This window comes from Nocardioides anomalus (assembly GCF_011046535.1).
Taxonomy (GTDB): Bacteria; Actinomycetota; Actinomycetes; order Propionibacteriales; family Nocardioidaceae; genus Nocardioides; species Nocardioides anomalus.
Genome location: NZ_CP049257.1, coordinates 392,353 through 410,632 on the forward strand (window position 1 = coordinate 392,353; position 18,280 = coordinate 410,632).

Sequence of the window (18,280 nt, forward strand, 5' to 3'; positions counted from 1 at the left end):
CCCGGGCGCCGCCGCGCGCGGGGGTCGGCGCCGAATTTGTGGCTGCCGCCGGTCTCTGTCAGACTGTTCCGGTTGCTCTGGCGGGTTGCCGGGGTGCGCCGCACGGCTTGACTCCTGAATCGCGTCTCCTGCGTTCGACGAGTTCGGCCTGCGTCCGCACCGCACCAGGAGACCCGATCAGCCCGGACGTTGCGCCGGGCGCCACACGACAAGCACACGGATCCCGGTCCGTGCCGCACGGAAAACAGTGCGACACGCCCGACCGCGGGGGTCGGTGCGGAGTGAGGCGGAGCAGCACCAGGACCCAGCAGCACCCCAGACAGCAGCGCAGACGAGAAGGACGGAGACGAGCGTGGCGGGACAGAAGATCCGCATCAGGCTCAAGGCCTATGACCACGAGGTGATCGACACCTCGGCGCGCAAGATCGTGGACACCGTCACCCGCACGGGTGCCCGCGTCGCCGGCCCGGTGCCGCTGCCGACGGAGAAGAACGTGTACTGCGTCATCCGCTCGCCGCACAAGTACAAGGACTCGCGCGAGCACTTCGAGATGCGCACCCACAAGCGGCTCATCGACATCCTCGACCCCACGCCGAAGACGGTCGACTCGCTCATGCGTCTCGACCTGCCGGCGGGTGTCGACATCGAGATCAAGCTCTGAGGTTCGAGAGATGACCACCACCGAACGCACCGTGAAGGGGCTGCTGGGCACCAAGCTCGGCATGACCCAGCTGTGGGACGAGAACAACCGCATCGTCCCCGTCACCGTCATCGCGGCCGACACCAACGTCGTGACCCAGATCCGCACCCCCGAGAAGGACGGCTACAACGCCATCCAGGTCGGGTACGGCGAGATCGACGGTCGCAAGGTCACCAAGCCGCAGGCCGGCCAGTTCACGACGGCCGGCACCACGCCGCGCCGCCACCTGGTCGAGATCCGCACTCTGTCCGCCGGTGAGTTCACCGTCGGCCAGGAGCTCCCGGTCGACACCTTCGCCGCCGGCGAGGAGATCGACGTGACCGGCACCAGCAAGGGCAAGGGCTTCGCCGGTGGCATGAAGCGCCACGGCTTCTCCGGCGTCTCCGCCTCGCACGGTGCCCACCGCAACCACCGCAAGCCGGGCTCCATCGGCGCCTGCGCCACCCCGGGTCGTGTCTTCAAGGGCACCCGGATGGCCGGCCGGATGGGCGGCGACACGGTCACCACCCAGAACCTCACCGTGCACGCGGTGGACGCCGACAAGGGTCTGATCCTCATCAAGGGCGCCGTCCCCGGCCCCAAGGGCAGCCTCGTCGTGCTCCGCTCCGCGGCCAAGAAGACCACCGAGGAGGCCTGAGCATGGCTGCCACCAAGAGCAACGTCGACCTCCCCGCCGAGATCTTCGACGTCGAGGTCAACATCCCGCTGATCCACCAGGTCGTCGTGGCCCAGCAGGCCGCTGCGCGCCAGGGCACCGCCGCCACCAAGACCCGCGGCGAGGTCCGCGGCGGTGGCAAGAAGCCCTACAAGCAGAAGGGCACCGGCCGCGCCCGCCAGGGCTCGACCCGCGCCCCGCAGTTCGCCGGCGGTGGCGTCGTCCACGGCCCGCAGCCGCGCAGCTACGACCAGCGCACCCCCAAGAAGATGAAGGCCGCCGCCCTGCGCGGTGCCCTCTCCGACCGGGCGCGTGAGGACCGGGTCCACGTCGTCGACGGCTTCGGCCTGGGCGACGCCCCGTCCACCAAGGCCGCGCTGGCCGCGCTGGTGGCGCTGAGCGAGCGCTCGCGGTTCCTCGTGGTCCTCGAGCGCACCGACGCCGTCACCTGGCTCTCGCTGCGCAACGCCCGCGGCGTGCACATCGTGGCCGTCGACCAGCTCAACACCTACGACGTGGTCGCCTCCGACGACGTGGTCTTCACCCGCGGCGCGTTCGACGCGTTCGTGGGCGGCACGGCCAGCTCGAGCGACCGCCCGGCGACGGTTACCCAGGCCCCGGCCGACGACGCCGTGGCCGCCGGTGCCGAGCAGAGCGAGGCGCCGGCGGAGAAGCCGGCCAAGAAGGCCGCCGCCAAGAAGACCGCCGCGAAGAAGACGGCTGCGGACAAGCCGGCCCAGGCCGACGACGCTGAGGAGGCCTCCGAGTGAGCACCCTGCACAAGGACCACCGCGACGTGCTCATCGCGCCGGTCGTCTCCGAGAAGAGCTACAGCCTCCTCGACGCCAACAAGTACACCTTCCTGGTGCACCCCGACGCCAACAAGACCGAGATCAAGATCGCGGTGGAGAAGGTGTTCGGCGTCAAGGTGACCTCGGTCAACACCCTCAACCGCCCGGGCAAGACGCGGCGGACCCGCAACGGGCTGGGCAAGCGCAAGGACACCAAGCGCGCCGTCGTCAGCCTCGCCGAGGGCCACCGCATCGACATCTTCGGAGGACCGGTTTCCTGATGGCCATTCGCAAGTACAAGCCGACCACCCCGGGCCGTCGCGGCTCGTCGGTCGCCGACTTCGTCGAGATCACCCGGACCACCCCGGAGAAGTCCCTGACCAAGCCGCTGCCCAAGAAGGGCGGCCGCAACAACCAGGGCCGGATCACCACCCGTCACCAGGGTGGTGGCCACAAGCGGGCCTACCGGATCATCGACTTCCGTCGCTACGACAAGGACGGCGTCCCGGCCAAGGTCGCGCACATCGAGTACGACCCCAACCGCACCGCCCGCATCGCGCTGCTGCACTACGCCGACGGCGAGAAGCGCTACATCATCGCGCCGCGCAACCTGGCGCAGGGCACCGTGGTGGAGTCCGGCGCCAACGCCGACATCAAGGTGGGCAACAACCTGCCGCTGCGCCACATCCCGGTCGGCACGACGATCCACGCGATCGAGCTGCGTCCCGGCGGCGGGGCCAAGATCGCCCGCTCGGCCGGCATGAGCGCCCAGCTCGTGGCCCGCGAGGGCTCGCGCGCGACGCTGCGCATGCCCTCGGGCGAGATGCGCTTCGTCGACGTGCGCTGCCGCGCCACCATCGGCGAGGTCGGCAACGCCGAGCAGTCCAACATCAACTGGGGCAAGGCCGGCCGCATGCGCTGGAAGGGCAAGCGCCCGACCGTCCGCGGTGTCGTCATGAACCCGGTCGACCACCCGCACGGCGGTGGCGAGGGCAAGACCTCCGGTGGCCGTCACCCGGTCTCGCCGTGGGGCAAGCCCGAGGGCCGCACGCGCAAGCGCAAGTCCTCCGACAGCCAGATCATCCGTCGCCGCCGTACCGGCAAGGGTAGGAAGTAACCGACATGCCTCGCAGCCTGAAGAAGGGCCCCTTCGTCGACGACCACCTGCAGAAGAAGGTGGACGCGGAGAACGACAAGGGCAGCCACAACGTCATCAAGACCTGGTCGCGCCGGTCGATGATCGTGCCGGACATGATCGGGCACACCATCGCCGTCCACGACGGCCGCAAGCACGTGCCGGTCTTCGTGACCGACTCCATGGTGGGCCACAAGCTCGGCGAGTTCGCGCCCACCCGCACCTACCGCGGTCACGTCAAGGAAGACCGGAAGGGACGTCGTCGATGAGCACCGCTGAGCGCCAGCGCACCAGCGCCCGCCGCGACTCGCTGCTGGGCGACCGTCCCGGCGCCTTCGCCAGCGCCCGCTACGTGCGGGTGACGCCGCTGAAGGCGCGCCGGGTCGTCGACCTGGTCCGCGGCCTGCCGGTCAACCAGGCCCTGGCCACCCTCGCGTTCGCCCCGCAGGCGGCCGCCGAGACCGTGCACAAGGTCCTGCGCAGCGCCGTCGCCAACGCCGAGACCACCGAGGGCCTCGACACCCAGAACCTGGTCGTGTCGGTGGCGCAGGTCGACGAGGGCCCGACGATGAAGCGCTGGCGCCCCCGTGCCCAGGGCCGGGCGACCCGCATCAACAAGCGGACCAGCCACATCACCCTCGTCCTCGAGCCGGCCGCGCCGGCGCCGGTGGTCGAGAGGCCCGCCAAGAAGGCCGCGGCCAAGAAGACCGCGAGCAAGAAGGCGGCCGAGGCCCCCGCAGCCAAGAAGACCACCACCAAGAAGGCCGCCGCCAAGAAGGCTGCGACCGAGACGACTGGAGAGGATGCCTGATGGGCCAGAAGATCAACCCGAACGGGTTCCGGCTCGGCATCTCCACCGACCACAAGTCCCGCTGGTACGCCGACAAGCTCTACAAGAGCTACGTCGGTGAGGACGTCGCCATCCGCAAGCTGCTCTCCAAGGGCATGGAGCGGGCCGGCATCGCCAAGGTCGAGATCGAGCGCACCCGCGACCGCGTCCGGGTGGACATCCACACCGCGCGTCCGGGCATCGTGATCGGCCGGCGCGGCGCCGAGGCCGACCGCATCCGCGGCGAGCTGGAGAAGCTCACCGGCAAGCAGGTCCAGCTGAACATCCTCGAGGTCAAGAACCCCGAGGTCGACGCCCAGCTGGTCGCGCAGGGCGTGGCCGAGCAGCTGTCCGGCCGCGTGCAGTTCCGCCGGGCCATGCGCAAGGCGATGCAGACCACGATGCGCTCGGGTGCCAAGGGCATCCGGATCCAGTGCTCGGGTCGCCTCAACGGCGCCGAGATGTCGCGCACCGAGTTCTACCGCGAGGGCCGCGTGCCCCTGCACACGCTGCGCGCGGACATCGACTACGGCTTCTACGAGGCCCGCACGACCTTCGGCCGCATCGGTGTGAAGGTCTGGATCTACAAGGGCGAGGTCGCCGGCTCCCGGGCCGAGCGCCAGGCGCAGGCCGCGGCCCGCGCCGGCGTCCCCGGCCGTGGCGGCCGGCCGCAGCGCGGTGGCGCGGGCGACCGCCCGAGCCGCGGCTCGCGCCCGACCCGCAACGACCGTGGCGGCGACGCCCCGGCCGCGACCGAGGCCCCGGCCGGCGGCGAGACCGCCCCGGCCGCCGCCCCGGCCGAGACCAGTGGAAGCGAGGGCTGAGCCATGCTGATGCCGCGTCGACTCAAGCACCGCAAGCAGCACCACCCCAAGCGGACCGGTGCCGCCAAGGGCGGCACGCGCCTGGCGTTCGGCGAGTTCGGGATCCAGGCGATCGAGGGCCACTACGTCACCAACCGCCAGATCGAGTCCGCTCGTATCGCCATGACCCGCCACATCAAGCGTGGCGGCAAGGTGTGGATCAACATCTACCCCGACCGTCCGCTGACCAAGAAGCCGGCCGAGACCCGCATGGGCTCCGGCAAGGGCTCGCCGGAGTGGTGGATCGCCAACGTCAAGGCCGGCCGCGTCATGTTCGAGCTCTCGGGCGTCGACGAGACCGTGGCCCGCGAGGCGATGCGCCGCGCGATGCACAAGCTGCCGATGAAGTGCCGCTTCATCACCCGAGAGGCTGGTGAGTTCTGATGGCTGCTGGGACCAAGGCCCACGAGCTCGACGAGATGAACGACGTCGACCTCGAGCAGAAGCTGCGCGAGGCCAAGGAGGAGCTGTTCAACCTGCGCTTCCAGGCCGCCACCGGCCAGCTGGAGAGCCACGGCCGGCTCCGCACGGTCAAGAAGGACATCGCCCGGATCTACACCGTGGTGCGTGAGCGCGAGCTCGGCATCCGGACCACCCCGGGCCACGACGACGACAACAAGAGCGAGGACGGTGCCGCGTGAGCACTGAATCGACTGAGACCGGGAACGCGCCGGCCACCGCGGAGCGCCACAGCCGCAAGGTCCGCGAGGGTCTCGTGGTCAGCGACAAGATGGACAAGACCGTGGTCGTGGCCGTCGAGGACCGGGTGAAGCACGCCCTGTACGGCAAGGTGCTCCGCCAGACCTCGCGGCTCAAGGCCCACGACGAGCAGAACGAGTGCGGCATCGGTGACCGCGTCCTCCTCATGGAGACCCGGCCGCTGTCCGCCACCAAGCGCTGGCGCGTCGTTCAGGTTCTGGAGAAGGCCAAGTGATCCAGCAAGAGTCCCGCCTCAAGGTCGCCGACAACACCGGCGCCAAGGAGATCCTGTGCATCCGGGTCCTCGGTGGCTCCGGTCGGCGCTACGCCGGCATCGGTGACACCATCGTGGCCACGGTCAAGGACGCGATCCCGGGCGGCAACGTCAAGAAGGGCGACGTCGTCAAGGCGGTCGTCGTGCGCACCCGCAAGGAGCGCCGCCGGCCCGACGGGTCCTACATCAAGTTCGACGAGAACGCCGCGGTGATCCTGCGCCAGGACGGCGAGCCGCGCGGCACGCGCATCTTCGGCCCCGTGGGCCGCGAGCTGCGCGACAAGCGGTTCATGAAGATCATCTCGCTCGCACCGGAGGTGCTGTGATGGCGAAGGCTCCGAAGGGCCTCAACCTCAAGAAGGGCGACACCGTCAAGGTGATCGCCGGCCGTGACAAGGGCGCCGAGGGCAAGGTCATCCAGGTGCTCCGCGAGGAGCAGCGGGTGGTCGTCGAGGGCGTCAACCGCGTCAAGCGCCACACCAAGGTCGTCAACCAGGGCGGTCGCGCCGGCACCACCGGCGGGATCATCACGGCTGAGGCCCCGATCCACATCTCCAACGTGATGCTGGTCGACGGCAAGGGCGTCACCCGGGTCGGCTTCCGCCGCGACGAGGTGACCAAGCGCCGGCCCGACGGCTCGACGTACGCCGCCGAGCGCAGCGTCCGCGTTTCCCGCAAGACCGGCAAGGACATCTGATGACCGAGACTGTTGACGAGACCACCGAGGCCCCGGCGCGCCCGGCGCGCCCGGCGTCGTCGGCTCCGGAGACCCCGCGCCTCAAGGTGCGCTACCGCGAGGAGATCCTCCCGGCGCTGCGCCAGGAGTTCGACATCGCGAACGTGATGCAGGTCCCCGGCCTGGTCAAGATCGTGGTCAACATGGGCGTGGGCGAGGCCGCTCGCGACTCCAAGCTGATCGAGGGCGCCGTCAAGGACCTCACCGCGATCACCGGCCAGAAGCCGCTGGTGACCAAGGCCCGCAAGTCCATCGCGCAGTTCAAGCTGCGCGAGGGCATGCCGATCGGCGCGCACACCACGCTGCGCGGCGACCGGATGTGGGAGTTCCTGGACCGCCTGCTGTCGCTGGCGCTGCCCCGCATCCGCGACTTCCGTGGCCTCTCGCCGCGGCAGTTCGACGGCCAGGGCAACTACACCTTCGGTCTGACCGAGCAGGTCATGTTCCACGAGATCGACCAGGACCGGATCGACCGCAGCCGCGGCATGGACATCACGATCGTGACCACGGCGACCACCGACGACCAGGGCCGGGCGCTCCTCAAGCACCTCGGTTTCCCCTTCCAGGAGCGCTGAGGACGACATGGCGAAGACTGCACTCAAGGTCAAGGCGGCCCGCAAGCCCAAGTTCGCGGTCCGCGGCTACACCCGCTGCCAGCGCTGCGGCCGGCCCAAGGCCGTCTACCGCAAGTTCGGCCTGTGCCGGATCTGCCTGCGCGAGATGGCCCACCGCGGCGAGCTGCCCGGCGTGACCAAGTCGAGCTGGTAGAGCAACCACACCCACCACCGTCAGAGGTCCGGTGCACGCAGCCCCGGAAACCAGGCGAGAAGGAACACCACACACCATGACGATGACCGACCCGATCGCAGACATGCTCACCCGTCTGCGCAACGCCAACCAGGCCTACCACGACTCCGTGACGATGCCGCACAGCAAGATCAAGGAGGGTGTCGCCGAGATCCTGCAGCAGGAGGGCTACATCACCTCCTTCGTCGTGCAGGACCCGGACGAGGGTGAGGTCCAGAAGAAGCTGACCATCACCTTGAAGTACGGCCGCAACCGGGAGCGCTCGATCGCGGGCGTGCGCCGCATCAGCAAGCCCGGCCTGCGGGTCTACGCCAAGCACACCGGCCTGCCCAAGGTGCTCGGCGGCCTCGGCGTCGCGATCATCTCGACCAGCCAGGGCCTGCTGACCGACCGTCAGGCCAACTCGAAGGGCGTGGGTGGGGAAGTCCTCGCCTACGTCTGGTGACGAAGAGACCAGGAGGAAGAACGCAATGTCGCGCATCGGCAAGCTCCCCGTCCCGGTCCCCTCGGGCGTGGACGTGCAGATCGACGGCGCGGTCGTGACCGTCAAGGGCCCCAAGGGCACCCTGTCGCACACCGTCGCCGCTCCCATCACCGTGGAGAAGGGCGAGGGCGTCCTGGACGTCAAGCGCCCCGACGACGAGCGGGTCAGCAAGTCCCTGCACGGGCTGACCCGGACCCTCGTCAACAACATGGTCGTCGGCGTCACCGACGGCTACGAGAAGCGCCTCGAGATCGTCGGCGTCGGCTACCGGGTCCTGTCCAAGGGCCCGACCCAGCTGGAGTTCCAGCTCGGCTACAGCCACCCGATCGTCTTCAACGCTCCCGACGGCATCACCTTCGCGGTCGAGAACCCCACGCGCTTCGGCGTGCAGGGCATCGACAAGCAGCTCGTCGGCGAGGTGGCCGCCAACATCCGCAAGCTCCGCAAGCCCGAGCCCTACAAGGGCAAGGGCGTCCGGTACGCCGGCGAGCACGTCCGACGCAAGGTCGGAAAGGCTGGTAAGTGACCATGGCGATCTCCCTCAAGCAGCACAAGCACACCGCGAGTCGGGTGCGTTCGCGCCTGCGCCGTCAGGCGCGGGGCCGCAAGAAGGTCGCCGGCACCGCCGAGCGTCCGCGCCTGGTCATCACCCGCTCGTCCAAGCACATCACCGCCCAGGTGGTCGACGACGCGGTCGGCAAGACGCTGGCCTACGCCTCGACCATGGAGGCCGAGCTGCGCTCGACCTCGGCGGACAAGACCGAGAAGGCCAAGCTGGTCGGCGGCAAGGTCGCCGAGCGGGCCAAGGCCGCGGGCATCGACGGGGTCGTCTTCGACCGCGCCGGCAACCGCTACCACGGCCGCGTGGCCGCGCTGGCCGACGGCGCCCGCGAGGGTGGGCTGGAGTTCTGATGTCCCTCTCCAGCACCCACACGACGTACATCGAGATGGAGACCCAGTCATGAGCGGATCCCAGCGCGGCGGCAACCGCGGCGGCGGCGACCGGCGCGGCGGTCGCGACGACCGTCGCGGCCAGGGCGCCGACAAGAACGCCTACGTCGAGCGCGTGGTCGCGATCAACCGCGTCGCCAAGGTCGTCAAGGGCGGTCGCCGCTTCAGCTTCACGGCCCTCGTGGTCGTCGGCGACGGCGACGGCATGGTCGGCGTCGGCTACGGCAAGGCCAAGGAGGTGCCGGCCGCCATCGCCAAGGGCGTGGAGGAGGCCAAGAAGCACTTCTTCCGCGTGCCGCGCATCCAGGGCACCATCCCGCACCCCGTCCAGGGTGAGAAGGCCGCCGGCGTGGTCATGCTGCGCCCGGCCGCTCCCGGTACCGGCGTCATCGCCGGTGGCCCGGTGCGTGCGGTGCTCGAGTGCGCCGGCATCCACGACATCCTGAGCAAGTCGCTCGGGTCGTCGAACCAGATCAACATCGTCCACGCCACCGTCGAGGCGCTCCGCATGCTGGAGCAGCCCGAGGCCGTCGCGGCCCGTCGTGGCCTCCCGGTCGAGGACGTCGCCCCGGCGGCGCTGCTCAAGGCGCGGGCCGAGCAGCCGGCAGCGACGGCGGAGGTGTCGTCCTGATGGCGCAGCTCAAGGTCCAGCAGAAGAAGTCCACCATCGGCTGCAAGGCCAACCAGCGCGAGACGCTGCGCACCCTCGGCCTCAAGCGGATCGGTGACGTGGTCGTCAAGGAGGACCGCCCGGAGATCCGGGGCATGGTCCACACCGTCCGTCACCTGGTGACGGTCGAGGAGGTCGACTGACATGACGCTCAAGCTCCACCACCTGCGCCCGGCCCCGGGCGCCAAGACCGCCAAGACCCGTGTGGGTCGCGGTGAGGCCTCGAAGGGCAAGACCGCCGGTCGCGGCACCAAGGGCACCGGCGCGCGCAAGAACACCCCCGCGGGGTTCGAGGGCGGCCAGATGCCGATCCACATGCGGCTGCCGAAGCTGAAGGGCTTCAAGAACCCGTTCAAGGTGACCTTCCAGGTCGTCAACCTCGACCGGCTCTCCGAGCTGTTCCCCGACGGCGGCACCGTCGACGTCGACACGCTGATCGCCAAGGGCGCGGTCCGCGACGGGCACCCGGTCAAGGTGCTCGGCCAGGGCGAGGTGTCGGTCAAGGTCGACGTCACCGCCCAGGCGTTCTCGGCGTCCGCCAAGGAGAAGATCGAGGCCGCAGGCGGAACCGTCACCGTCGCCTGACCGTTGTGCCCCTCGGGTCTCTGTGCGGGACCTGAGGACCCGCTGGGTTAGGCTGCCGTGGTGCTCCGGCCGCGTCTCGCGGTCGGAGCCACTGGCTGAACAGGAACAGAGGTAGACCCGTGCTGACCGCGTTCGCGAACGCCTTCCGGACACCGGACCTGCGGCGCAAGCTGTTGTTCGTCCTGGGGATCATCGTGGTCTTCCGGGCCGGGTCGCAGATCCCCGCTCCGGGTGTGGACGTGGCCAACGTCCAGTCGTGCATCAACGACATCGACAACCAGGGCATCTACAACCTGATCAACCTGTTCTCCGGCGGCGCGCTGCTCCAGCTGACGATCTTCGCGCTGGGGATCATGCCCTACATCACGGCGAGCATCATCCTGCAGCTGCTGGTGGTCGTGATCCCGCGCCTGGAGGCCCTCAAGAAGGAGGGCCAGTCCGGCCAGACCAAGATCACGCAGTACACCCGCTACCTCACGCTGGGCCTGGCGCTGCTCCAGGCGACCGGCATCGTGGCGCTGGCCCGCTCGGGCAACCTGCTCCAGGGCTGCCAGTCGCCGCTCCTGGTCGACAACGGCACCCAGACCTTCCTGGTCATGGTCATCACCATGACCGCCGGAACCGCCGTCATCATGTGGCTCGGCGAGCTCATCACCGAGCGCGGCGTGGGCAACGGCATGTCGATCCTGATCTTCACGCAGGTCATCGCCACCTTCCCGACCACCATGTGGCAGGTCGGTCAGCAGAAGGGCTGGTGGACCTTCACCCTCGTGCTGGCCATCGGTCTGGTCATCGTGGCCGCGGTCATCTTCATCGAGCAGGCCCAGCGCCGCATCCCGGTGCAGTACGCCCGCCGGATGGTCGGTCGCAAGATGTTCGGCGGCAGCTCGACCTACATCCCGCTCAAGGTGAACCAGGCCGGCGTCATCCCGGTCATCTTCGCCTCCTCGCTGCTCTACCTGCCGGCCATGGCCGCGCAGTTCAACCAGACCAGCGACACCGCGTGGGTGCGCTTCATCAACAACTACCTCGTGCGCGGCAACCACCCGCTGTACATGCTCACGTTCTTCCTGCTCATCGTCTTCTTCACCTACTTCTACGTCTCGATCACCTTCAACCCGCAAGAGGTGGCCGACAACATGAAGAAGTACGGCGGCTTCATCCCCGGGATCCGGGCGGGCAAGCCGACCGAGGACTACCTGTCCTACGTCCTGTCCCGCATCACGCTGCCGGGCGCGCTGTACCTCGGTCTGATCGCCCTGATCCCGCTGATCGCCCTCGTGCTGGTCAACGCGAACCAGAACTTCCCGTTCGGTGGCACGTCCATCCTCATCATGGTCGGCGTCGCCCTGGACACCGTGAAGCAGATCGAGAGCCAGCTCCAGCAGCGCAACTACGAAGGATTCCTGCGCTGAGATGCGTCTGCTGATCATGGGCCCGCCTGGAGCGGGCAAGGGGACCCAGGCCAAGTTCATCGCCGAGCACTTCAAGATCCCGGCGATCTCGACCGGCGACATCTTCCGGGCCAACGTCTCCCAGGGCACGCCCCTGGGTGTCGAGGCCAAGTCCTACATGGACAAGGGCGAGTACGTCCCGGACGAGGTCACCAACCGGATGGTCCGCGACCGGATCGACGAGCCCGACGCGGTCAACGGCTTCCTGCTCGACGGCTACCCCCGCACGCTCTCCCAGGTGGACGAGCTCGACGGGATGATCGCCTTCACCGGTCACCGCCTCGACGCGGTCGTCGTGCTCGCCTGCGACCAGGACGAGATCGTGGAGCGACTGCTCCAGCGCGCCCAGGTCGAGGGTCGCGCCGACGACACCGAGGACGTGGTGCGCCGCCGCCAGGAGGTGTACGCCGCGGAGACCGCGCCGCTCATCGACATCTACCGTGAGCGCGGGCTGCTCATCGAGGTCGACGGCATGGGTGAGGTCGCCGAGGTCACCCAGCGGATCTTCGACGCGCTGGACGTCGTCCCCGAGTCCTAGGCCGTCCGGTGAGCCTCTGATGGGCTGGAAGGACCGCGGCGTCGAGATCAAGACGCCCGAGCAGGTCGACCTGATGCGCCGGGCCGGCCTGGTGGTCGGGCGCACCCTCGAGGTGCTGCGCGGCGCGGTGCGCCCCGGGGTCACCACCCGCGAGCTCGACGCGATCGCCGAGGACGCCATCCGCTCGGCCGGCGCGTCACCGTCGTTCCTGGGCTACCAGGGCTTCCCGGCCTCGATCTGCGCCTCGGTCAACGACGAGGTGGTGCACGGGATCCCCGGCGACCGCGAGCTGCGCGAGGGCGACCTGGTCTCCCTCGACTGCGGTGCCATCGTCGACGGCTGGCACGGCGACGCCGCCATCACCGTGCCGGTCGGTCCGGTCCCCACCGAGCTCACCGCGCTCATCGCCGACACCGAGGCCGCCCTGTGGGCGGGCATCGCCGCCGTCCGCGACGGCGGCCGGGTCGGCGACGTCTCCGCCGCCGTCGAGGGCTCACTGCGCGCCGCGGGCGACTACGGCGTGCTCGAGGACTACACCGGTCACGGCATCGGCACCGCCATGCACCAGCCGCCCGACGTGCCCAACACCGGCCGACCCGGCCGCGGCGCCCGCCTCGTCCCGGGCATCGCCCTGGCCGTGGAGCCCATGGTCACCCTGGGCACCCACGAGACCGTCCTGCTCGACGACGACTGGACCGTCGTCACCGCCGACGGCTCCTGGGCCGCGCACTGCGAGCACACCTTCGCCCTGACCGAGGACGGCGTCTGGGTGCTCACCGCGCTCGACGGCGGCGAGGCCGCGCTCACCGCGCTCGGCGTGCCGTACGGCGGGCGCTGAGTTGGTCAACACCCCCTAGGCGCCGACCATCCGCACGGCCAGGTCGACGTACGACGCCGCGAGGGTCTGCGGGGTCCAGCGGCCGCCGGGTCGGTACCACCGCGCGATGTCGATCCCGAGGGACTCCAGGGCCACCGCGGCGGTGCGCGTGTCGACGGCGGTGAACGGGGCCAGCCCCGCGCGCAGCACCTCGTCGATGTCGCGGCGCACGGCCTCCACCTCTAGACGGTGGTCCTCGGCGAGGGCGGCCAGCTCGTAGTTGATGACCCGGGCCAGCGTCGCCCGCTCGGCGTGGAAGGCGACGTAGGCGGACACCAGGGCCCGCAGTCGCTGCCGGGCGTCGTCGTGGCCGGCCACGGACTCGCGCACCCGGCCCAGGACCTCCCGGTGCCCGGCCAGGGAGATCTCGTGGAGGACCTGCTCCTTGCTCGCGTAGTGCACGTAGAGCGCGGCGGGGGAGAGCCCGCAGGCGGTGGCGATCTCGCGGGTCGAGGTGCCGTGGAAGCCGCGCTCGGCGAAGGCGGCCAGGGCCGCGTCGCGGATCCGGGCACGGGTCGCGTCCGCCTGCTCGGCCCGGCTGGTGCGCGGCACGGGGCGACGATAGCATTCAGTAAGCGATCGCTCAGTGAAAGGTGTCGTGCCCGTGGAGCAGCAGGAGCTGGACGCGCTGGTGGCGCGGACCGAGGAGTTCGTGCGGCGCGAGGTGCTGCCGCTCGACGACGAGCACGACGGGGACGTGGAGGCGGCCGGCGGCGACGCGCTGCGCACCCGCCTGCAGGCGGCAGCAGCAGCTGAGGGGCTGCTGACGCCGCACGGCCCGGTGGAGTACGGCGGGCTCGGCCTCTCGATGACCGAGCGGGCGCCGGTCTTCGAGGCGGCGGGCCGCTCGCTGTTCGGCCCGGCGGCGCTCAACATCAACGCCCCGGACGAGGGCAACCACCACCTGCTCGCGCACGTGGCCACCGAGGCCCAGCGCGAGCGCTACCTGCGCCCGCTCGTCAGCGGCCGGCACCGCTCGGCCTTCGCGATGACCGAGCCGTCGCCCGGTGCGGGCGCCGATCCCGGCGCCCTGGCCACGCGCGCCGAGCCGGTCGACGGCGGCTGGCGGATCAACGGCCGCAAGGCCTTCATCACCGGCGCGGACGGCGCGGACACCTTCATCATCATGGCTCGCACCAGCGGCGAGCCGGGGGAGTCGGGCGGCGCCACCATGTTCCTGACCCCGGGCGACGTCGAGGGGCTCGTCGTCGAGCGCCACCTGCGGACCATGGACCGCTCGATGATCGGCGGCCACTGCGTCGTCACCTTCACCGACGTCTTCGTGCCGGAGGACGACGTCCTCGGCGCGGTCGACGAGGGCTTCCGCTACGCCCAGGTCCGACTCGGCCCCGCCCGGATGACCCACGTGATGCGCTGGACCGGGGCGGCGCAGCGCGCGCACGAGACCGCGGTGCGCTACGCCGCGGACCGGCAGGCCTTCGGCGGCCGGCTGGCCGACCTCGGGATGGCCCAGCAGCTCATCGCCGACAACGAGATCGACCTGGCCGCCACCCGCGCTCTGCTGCGCGAGGCCTGCGCCGAGCTCGACGCCGGCGGCCGCGCGTCCAAGGCCACCTCGATCGCCAAGACCTTCGCGGCCGAGGCGCTGTGCCGCGTCGCCGACCGCTCGGTCCAGCTCTGCGGCGGCCTCGGGGTGGCCGCCGACCTGCCGGTGGCCAAGATCGCCCGCGAGCTGCGCCCGTTCCGGATCTACGACGGCCCCTCGGAGGTGCACCGCTGGTCGCTCGCCCGCCGGGCCGTGCGCGAGCTGACGTGACCGCGCTCTCCAGCGCGGAGCTGGCCGGCGTCGCCCAGGCCATGGCCGGGGCCGGCGAGGAGCCGGCCGGACCGCTGCGCGCCGAGCTGATCGCCGGGGGTCGCTCCAACCTGACCTTCGGGATGTCCGACGGCGTCCGGGACTGGGTGCTGCGGACCCCGCCCCGCACCGGGCGCACCCCGTCGGCCCACGACGTGGTGCGCGAGCTGCGCATCGTCGCCGGGCTGGCCGGCTCCGGCGTACCGGTGCCGCGGGCGGTGGTCGCGGTCGAGGACGAGACCCTCCTGGGCGGGCCGTTCGCGGTCACCGCGCGGGTGCGCGGCCGGACCGTGCAGAGCCGCGACGACCTCGACCGGCTGGACGACGCCACCGTCGCCGCCGTTGTCGACCGGCTGCTGGAGACCCTGGTCCGCCTGCACCACGTCGACCTGGAGGCCGCCGGCCTGGCCGGCCTCGGCCGCGCGGATGCCTACGCCGAGCGCCAGCTGCGCCGCTGGTCCGGTCAGTGGGAGATCGTCGGCACCGCCGAGCACGAGGCGCTGGCCCGCGAGGTCGTCGACGGCCTGCGCGCCGCCGTGCCGCCCCAGCACGCCGTCGCGCTCCTGCACGGCGACTACCGCATCGACAACACCCTGCTCGACCTGGACGGACCCGAGCCGGTGGTCACCGCCGTCCTCGACTGGGAGCTGTCCGCGCTCGGCGACCCGGTGGCCGACGTCGCGGTGATGTGCGCCTACCGCGAGCCGGCCTTCGACCTGGTCGTCGGTGTGCCGGGGGCCTGGACCAGCGACCGGCTCCCGCCGCCGGCCGACCTCGCCGCGGCGTACGAGGCCGCCGGCGGCGTCCCCCTGCGTGACTGGGAGACGCACCGGGCCCTGGCCTGCCTCAAGATCGCCGTCATCGCGGCCGGCATCGACCACCGCGCCCGCGCGGGCAGCGGGTCCGGCCCCGGGTTCGACACCGCCGGCGAGGCCGTCGGGCCGTTCCTCGAGCTGGCTCGGGACGCGCTCGGCCGCTGACCCGCGACGGCGGCGGCGCCCCTCTTTCCAGAGGTGGGGTCTAGACCACCGCGCCCTCTTCGTGCCACCCCGGAACATCCCTCCTCGGGTCGCGGTTCGGGATGAAACGAAACGGTTTCGTTTCATCCGTGACGACCGTCACACCGGACCACCAGAGCAGGGAGCACCACCCCGCATGACCGCCACCGAGACCGCAGCCGTCCGGCCGCGCGTCGAGGGAGACCGAGAGGCGGAGATCCTCACGGCCGCCCTCGACGTGCTGGCCGACGTCGGCTACGACCGCCTCACCATGGACGCGGTCGCCCAGCGCGCCAAGGCGTCGAAGGCGACGCTCTACCGGCGCTGGACCTCCAAGGCCCGGCTGGTGCTGGACGCCCTGCACCAGGGGCACGGCCACCCCAGGCCCGACGAGGAGGCCGCCGACACCGGCAGCCTGCGCGGCGACCTGCTGGCGACGTTCTGCGGCGTCGGGGGCCTGACCGACAAGCCGGAGGTGGACGGCTTCGTCGCCATCCTCACCGCGATCAGCCACGACCCGGAGTTCGCCGCGGCCTTCCGCGGCGAGGTGCTGGCCCCCAAGATCGCCGGCACCACCGCGCTGTTCGAGCGCGCTCAGCGGCGCGGCGAGATCGGCCCCGAGGTCGACATCGAGCTGCTCGCGCCGGCCCTGGCCGGGATCGTGCTGAACCGCTTCCTCCTCTCGGGGGAGCCGCCCACCGCGGACCTCGTCGTCCGCGTCATCGACCAGATCATCCTGCCCGCCGCGCACGCGGCTGGCTGAGCCACCGACCACCAGAGAAGGAACCTCCATGACCGACACCGCGGCCGCCCCCGAGGCGACCACGACCGAGACCGGGGTGGGCAAGCACCTCGGGTGGGCGCTCGTGCTCATCTCGATCGCCCAGCTGATGGTGGTGCTCGACGCCTCCATCGCCAACATCGCCCTGCCGTTCATCGGCGCGGACCTCAACATCAACGACGCCAACCTGACCTGGATCGTCACCGGCTACGCGCTCGCCTTCGGTGGCCTGCTGCTCCTCGGTGGCCGCCTGGGCGACCTCTACGGCCGGCGCCGGATCTTCATGATCGGCCTGGCCACCTTCGCGATCGCCTCCTTCATCGGCGGCCTCGCGCAGAACGAGGCGATGCTGCTGGCGTCCCGCGGGCTCCAGGGACTCGGTGCCGCGCTGGCCTCGCCGGCCGCGCTGGCCCTCATCACCACCACGTTCCCGGCCGGCCCGGCGCGCAACCGCGCCTTCGCCGTGTACGCCGCGATGTCGGGCGCCGGTGCGGCCGTCGGCCTCATCCTCGGTGGCTGGCTGACCGGCCTCGACCCGGTCCTCGGCCTCGAGGGCTGGCGCCTCACCTTCCTCATCAACGTCCCGATCGGCCTGGTCGCCGCCTTCCTCGCGCCGCGCTTCCTGGCCGAGTCCGAGTCGCGCCCCGGCCTGCTCGACGTGCCGGGCGCCATCACCGGCACCCTCGGCCTGCTGGGCCTGGTCTACGGCTTCAGCCGCGCCGGTGAGGAGGCACACGGCTGGGGTGACCCGTGGACCATCGCGTCCCTCGCTGCCGGTGTCGTCCTGCTCGCGGCGTTCGCCCTGGTCGAGTCGCGGGTGGAGCACCCGCTGCTGCCGGTCCGCGTGTTCGCCAACCGCACCCGGGCCACCAGCTTCCTGGTGATGATGCTGGTCCCGGCCGCGATGTTCGCGATGTTCTACTTCCTCAGCCTCTTCATCCAGCTCGTCGTGGGCTACAGCCCGCTGCACACCGGCTTCGCGTTCCTGCCGTTCTCGGTGGGCATCGTCATCGGCGCCGGCGTCTCGTCGAACCTGGTCAACCGCATCGACCCGCGCTTCATCGCCGGCGTCGGCACGATCATGGCCGCGGTCGCCCTGTTCGGCTTCTCCCGGCTCGAGGTCCCGACCGGCGCGGCCGACCTGCTGGCCCTGGGCCAGAACGGCCACCTCGGTGCGGACGTGAACTACTGGTCCTCGATCCTGCCCTACATCCTGCTGATGTCGGTGGGCATGGGCGCGGTCTTCGTGCCGCTCACCCTGACCGCGGTGCACCACCTGCGGCCCGAGGACTCCGGCATCGGCTCCGGCGTGCTCAACACCATGCAGCAGGTCGGCGGCGCCCTGGGCCTGGCCATCCTCAGCACCGTCTCGCTGCGCGCGGCGAGCGGCACCAAGGACGGACTCGTGGAGCAGCTGACCGGCCAGGGTGTCCCCGGTGACGCCGCCCGGCAGCTGGCCTTCCTCGGCTCGTTCACCGAGGGCGCCACGGCGGCCTTCCTGGTCGGCGCGGTGCTGATCGCCATCGGCTCGCTCGCCACGTGGACGTTCCTCAACGTCAAGCACGAGGAGCTCGCCACCGACGGGCCCGAGGTCGTGCACGCGGGCGTCTGACCCTGCCTCACCCGAACGGCCCCGA

At 70.9% G+C, this 18,280-nt stretch carries 29 protein-coding genes; 28 read left to right on the forward strand and 1 reads right to left on the reverse strand.

Annotated elements, in window-relative coordinates; translation table 11 throughout:
• The first annotated feature begins 352 nt into the window (after positions 1–352).
• The 24 genes from rpsJ (at position 353) to map (ending at position 13,009) form a co-directional block, all read left to right on the forward strand.
• Positions 353–661, forward strand: coding sequence for a 30S ribosomal protein S10 (gene rpsJ, locus G5V58_RS02050; RefSeq protein WP_028650479.1), 309 nt, complete (start codon positions 353–355; stop codon positions 659–661).
• Between the two features lie 10 nt (positions 662–671).
• A complete protein-coding gene (gene rplC / locus G5V58_RS02055) occupies positions 672–1,337 on the forward strand; it encodes a 50S ribosomal protein L3 (RefSeq protein WP_165228321.1) in 666 nt (221 codons plus the stop codon).
• Between the two features lie 2 nt (positions 1,338–1,339).
• The gene (gene rplD, locus G5V58_RS02060) at positions 1,340–2,125 is read left to right on the forward strand and encodes a 50S ribosomal protein L4 (protein ID WP_165228323.1); all 786 of its coding nucleotides are present in this window, start codon (positions 1,340–1,342) and stop codon (positions 2,123–2,125) included.
• Positions 2,122–2,427, forward strand: a complete 306-nt coding sequence (gene rplW, locus G5V58_RS02065; RefSeq protein ID WP_165228325.1) for a 50S ribosomal protein L23 — start codon at positions 2,122–2,124, stop codon at positions 2,425–2,427. The genes rplD and rplW overlap by 4 nt, the downstream gene beginning before the upstream one ends.
• Positions 2,427–3,263 (forward strand): 50S ribosomal protein L2, encoded by an 837-nt coding sequence (gene rplB / locus G5V58_RS02070; protein WP_165228327.1) that lies wholly within the window; start codon positions 2,427–2,429, stop codon positions 3,261–3,263. The genes rplW and rplB overlap by 1 nt, the downstream gene beginning before the upstream one ends.
• A gap of 5 nt (positions 3,264–3,268) precedes the next feature.
• A complete protein-coding gene (gene rpsS / locus G5V58_RS02075) occupies positions 3,269–3,550 on the forward strand; it encodes a 30S ribosomal protein S19 (RefSeq protein WP_165228329.1) in 282 nt (93 codons plus the stop codon).
• Positions 3,547–4,092 (forward strand): 50S ribosomal protein L22, encoded by a 546-nt coding sequence (gene rplV, locus G5V58_RS02080; protein WP_165228331.1) that lies wholly within the window; start codon positions 3,547–3,549, stop codon positions 4,090–4,092. Before rpsS ends, rplV begins: the two co-directional genes overlap by 4 nt.
• Positions 4,092–4,934, forward strand: coding sequence for a 30S ribosomal protein S3 (gene rpsC, locus G5V58_RS02085; RefSeq protein ID WP_165228333.1), 843 nt, complete (start codon positions 4,092–4,094; stop codon positions 4,932–4,934). The genes rplV and rpsC overlap by 1 nt, the downstream gene beginning before the upstream one ends.
• A 3-nt stretch (positions 4,935–4,937) precedes the next feature.
• Positions 4,938–5,357: a 50S ribosomal protein L16 gene (rplP, locus tag G5V58_RS02090; RefSeq protein WP_165228335.1), complete on the forward strand. Its 420-nt coding sequence runs from the start codon at positions 4,938–4,940 to the stop codon at positions 5,355–5,357.
• On the forward strand, positions 5,357–5,614 hold the full coding sequence (gene rpmC / locus G5V58_RS02095) for a 50S ribosomal protein L29 (protein WP_165228337.1): 258 nt from the start codon (positions 5,357–5,359) through the stop codon (positions 5,612–5,614). The genes rplP and rpmC overlap by 1 nt, the downstream gene beginning before the upstream one ends.
• Complete coding sequence (gene rpsQ / locus G5V58_RS02100) at positions 5,611–5,907, forward strand: 30S ribosomal protein S17 (RefSeq protein ID WP_165228339.1); 297 nt, start codon at positions 5,611–5,613, stop codon at positions 5,905–5,907. The genes rpmC and rpsQ overlap by 4 nt, the downstream gene beginning before the upstream one ends.
• Positions 5,904–6,272 (forward strand): 50S ribosomal protein L14, encoded by a 369-nt coding sequence (rplN, locus tag G5V58_RS02105; protein WP_165228341.1) that lies wholly within the window; start codon positions 5,904–5,906, stop codon positions 6,270–6,272. Before rpsQ ends, rplN begins: the two co-directional genes overlap by 4 nt.
• Positions 6,272–6,643 carry a 50S ribosomal protein L24 gene (rplX, locus tag G5V58_RS02110; RefSeq protein ID WP_165228343.1) on the forward strand — a complete coding sequence of 124 codons (372 nt, stop codon included), beginning with the start codon at positions 6,272–6,274 and terminating at the stop codon, positions 6,641–6,643. The genes rplN and rplX overlap by 1 nt, the downstream gene beginning before the upstream one ends.
• The gene (gene rplE / locus G5V58_RS02115; protein ID WP_230487009.1) at positions 6,643–7,257 is read left to right on the forward strand and encodes a 50S ribosomal protein L5; all 615 of its coding nucleotides are present in this window, start codon (positions 6,643–6,645) and stop codon (positions 7,255–7,257) included. Before rplX ends, rplE begins: the two co-directional genes overlap by 1 nt.
• Positions 7,258–7,264: 7 nt before the next feature.
• The gene (locus G5V58_RS02120; protein WP_011757321.1) at positions 7,265–7,450 is read left to right on the forward strand and encodes a type Z 30S ribosomal protein S14; all 186 of its coding nucleotides are present in this window, start codon (positions 7,265–7,267) and stop codon (positions 7,448–7,450) included.
• A gap of 76 nt (positions 7,451–7,526) precedes the next feature.
• Positions 7,527–7,934 (forward strand): 30S ribosomal protein S8, encoded by a 408-nt coding sequence (gene rpsH, locus G5V58_RS02125; protein ID WP_165228345.1) that lies wholly within the window; start codon positions 7,527–7,529, stop codon positions 7,932–7,934.
• Between the two features lie 25 nt (positions 7,935–7,959).
• The gene (gene rplF, locus G5V58_RS02130) at positions 7,960–8,499 is read left to right on the forward strand and encodes a 50S ribosomal protein L6 (protein WP_165228347.1); all 540 of its coding nucleotides are present in this window, start codon (positions 7,960–7,962) and stop codon (positions 8,497–8,499) included.
• 2 nt (positions 8,500–8,501) lie between these two features.
• The gene (rplR, locus tag G5V58_RS02135) at positions 8,502–8,885 is read left to right on the forward strand and encodes a 50S ribosomal protein L18 (protein ID WP_165228349.1); all 384 of its coding nucleotides are present in this window, start codon (positions 8,502–8,504) and stop codon (positions 8,883–8,885) included.
• Positions 8,886–8,934: 49 nt separating this feature from the next.
• Positions 8,935–9,555 carry a 30S ribosomal protein S5 gene (gene rpsE, locus G5V58_RS02140; RefSeq protein WP_165228351.1) on the forward strand — a complete coding sequence of 207 codons (621 nt, stop codon included), beginning with the start codon at positions 8,935–8,937 and terminating at the stop codon, positions 9,553–9,555.
• Positions 9,555–9,737, forward strand: coding sequence for a 50S ribosomal protein L30 (rpmD, locus tag G5V58_RS02145; RefSeq protein ID WP_165228353.1), 183 nt, complete (start codon positions 9,555–9,557; stop codon positions 9,735–9,737). Before rpsE ends, rpmD begins: the two co-directional genes overlap by 1 nt.
• 1 nt (position 9,738) lies before the next feature.
• The gene (gene rplO / locus G5V58_RS02150; protein WP_165228355.1) at positions 9,739–10,179 is read left to right on the forward strand and encodes a 50S ribosomal protein L15; all 441 of its coding nucleotides are present in this window, start codon (positions 9,739–9,741) and stop codon (positions 10,177–10,179) included.
• A gap of 119 nt (positions 10,180–10,298) precedes the next feature.
• The gene (secY, locus tag G5V58_RS02155) at positions 10,299–11,594 is read left to right on the forward strand and encodes a preprotein translocase subunit SecY (protein WP_165228357.1); all 1,296 of its coding nucleotides are present in this window, start codon (positions 10,299–10,301) and stop codon (positions 11,592–11,594) included.
• 1 nt (position 11,595) lies between these two features.
• Positions 11,596–12,171 (forward strand): adenylate kinase, encoded by a 576-nt coding sequence (locus G5V58_RS02160; RefSeq protein ID WP_165228359.1) that lies wholly within the window; start codon positions 11,596–11,598, stop codon positions 12,169–12,171.
• A 19-nt stretch (positions 12,172–12,190) separates the two neighbouring features.
• A complete protein-coding gene (gene map, locus G5V58_RS02165; RefSeq protein WP_165228361.1) occupies positions 12,191–13,009 on the forward strand; it encodes a type I methionyl aminopeptidase in 819 nt (272 codons plus the stop codon).
• Between the two features lie 15 nt (positions 13,010–13,024).
• Here map and G5V58_RS02170 read toward each other — a convergent pair whose 3' ends face one another.
• Positions 13,025–13,600 carry a TetR/AcrR family transcriptional regulator gene (locus G5V58_RS02170; RefSeq protein ID WP_165228363.1) on the reverse strand — a complete coding sequence of 192 codons (576 nt, stop codon included), beginning with the start codon at positions 13,598–13,600 and terminating at the stop codon, positions 13,025–13,027.
• Between the two features lie 52 nt (positions 13,601–13,652).
• Between G5V58_RS02170 and G5V58_RS02175 the strand changes: the two genes are divergently transcribed.
• The 4 genes from G5V58_RS02175 to G5V58_RS02190 all read left to right on the forward strand — a co-directional run bounded on the left by G5V58_RS02175 (position 13,653) and on the right by G5V58_RS02190 (position 18,255).
• Positions 13,653–14,825 (forward strand): acyl-CoA dehydrogenase family protein, encoded by a 1,173-nt coding sequence (locus tag G5V58_RS02175; protein WP_230487010.1) that lies wholly within the window; start codon positions 13,653–13,655, stop codon positions 14,823–14,825.
• The gene (locus G5V58_RS02180) at positions 14,822–15,844 is read left to right on the forward strand and encodes a phosphotransferase family protein (protein WP_165228365.1); all 1,023 of its coding nucleotides are present in this window, start codon (positions 14,822–14,824) and stop codon (positions 15,842–15,844) included. Before G5V58_RS02175 ends, G5V58_RS02180 begins: the two co-directional genes overlap by 4 nt.
• A gap of 175 nt (positions 15,845–16,019) precedes the next feature.
• On the forward strand, positions 16,020–16,625 hold the full coding sequence (locus tag G5V58_RS02185) for a TetR/AcrR family transcriptional regulator (protein ID WP_165228367.1): 606 nt from the start codon (positions 16,020–16,022) through the stop codon (positions 16,623–16,625).
• A gap of 28 nt (positions 16,626–16,653) precedes the next feature.
• A complete protein-coding gene (locus G5V58_RS02190) occupies positions 16,654–18,255 on the forward strand; it encodes an MFS transporter (RefSeq protein ID WP_165228369.1) in 1,602 nt (533 codons plus the stop codon).
• The last annotated feature ends 25 nt before the right edge of the window (positions 18,256–18,280 follow it).

Bases quoted from the DNA above. Each gene is read 5' to 3' on its own strand.
- rpsE (WP_165228351.1), top strand. From the start codon at position 8,935: ATGAGCGGATCCCAGCGCGGCGGCAACCGCGGCGGCGGCGACCGGCGC.
- G5V58_RS02160 (WP_165228359.1), top strand. From the start codon at position 11,596: ATGCGTCTGCTGATCATGGGCCCGCCTGGAGCGGGCAAGGGGACCCAG.
- map (WP_165228361.1), top strand. From the start codon at position 12,191: ATGGGCTGGAAGGACCGCGGCGTCGAGATCAAGACGCCCGAGCAGGTC.
- rplF (WP_165228347.1), top strand. From the start codon at position 7,960: ATGTCGCGCATCGGCAAGCTCCCCGTCCCGGTCCCCTCGGGCGTGGAC.
- rplV (WP_165228331.1), top strand. From the start codon at position 3,547: ATGAGCACCGCTGAGCGCCAGCGCACCAGCGCCCGCCGCGACTCGCTG.
- rpsS (WP_165228329.1), top strand. From the start codon at position 3,269: ATGCCTCGCAGCCTGAAGAAGGGCCCCTTCGTCGACGACCACCTGCAG.
- rplE (WP_230487009.1), top strand. From the start codon at position 6,643: ATGACCGAGACTGTTGACGAGACCACCGAGGCCCCGGCGCGCCCGGCG.
- rpsH (WP_165228345.1), top strand. From the start codon at position 7,527: ATGACGATGACCGACCCGATCGCAGACATGCTCACCCGTCTGCGCAAC.
- rplB (WP_165228327.1), top strand. From the start codon at position 2,427: ATGGCCATTCGCAAGTACAAGCCGACCACCCCGGGCCGTCGCGGCTCG.
- G5V58_RS02190 (WP_165228369.1), top strand. From the start codon at position 16,654: ATGACCGACACCGCGGCCGCCCCCGAGGCGACCACGACCGAGACCGGG.
- rplO (WP_165228355.1), top strand. From the start codon at position 9,739: ATGACGCTCAAGCTCCACCACCTGCGCCCGGCCCCGGGCGCCAAGACC.
- rpsC (WP_165228333.1), top strand. From the start codon at position 4,092: ATGGGCCAGAAGATCAACCCGAACGGGTTCCGGCTCGGCATCTCCACC.
- rplR (WP_165228349.1), top strand. From the start codon at position 8,502: ATGGCGATCTCCCTCAAGCAGCACAAGCACACCGCGAGTCGGGTGCGT.
- rpmC (WP_165228337.1), top strand. From the start codon at position 5,357: ATGGCTGCTGGGACCAAGGCCCACGAGCTCGACGAGATGAACGACGTC.
- rplP (WP_165228335.1), top strand. From the start codon at position 4,938: ATGCTGATGCCGCGTCGACTCAAGCACCGCAAGCAGCACCACCCCAAG.
- G5V58_RS02185 (WP_165228367.1), top strand. From the start codon at position 16,020: ATGACCGCCACCGAGACCGCAGCCGTCCGGCCGCGCGTCGAGGGAGAC.
- G5V58_RS02120 (WP_011757321.1), top strand. From the start codon at position 7,265: ATGGCGAAGACTGCACTCAAGGTCAAGGCGGCCCGCAAGCCCAAGTTC.
- rpmD (WP_165228353.1), top strand. From the start codon at position 9,555: ATGGCGCAGCTCAAGGTCCAGCAGAAGAAGTCCACCATCGGCTGCAAG.
- rplC (WP_165228321.1), top strand. From the start codon at position 672: ATGACCACCACCGAACGCACCGTGAAGGGGCTGCTGGGCACCAAGCTC.
- rplD (WP_165228323.1), top strand. From the start codon at position 1,340: ATGGCTGCCACCAAGAGCAACGTCGACCTCCCCGCCGAGATCTTCGAC.
- rplX (WP_165228343.1), top strand. From the start codon at position 6,272: ATGGCGAAGGCTCCGAAGGGCCTCAACCTCAAGAAGGGCGACACCGTC.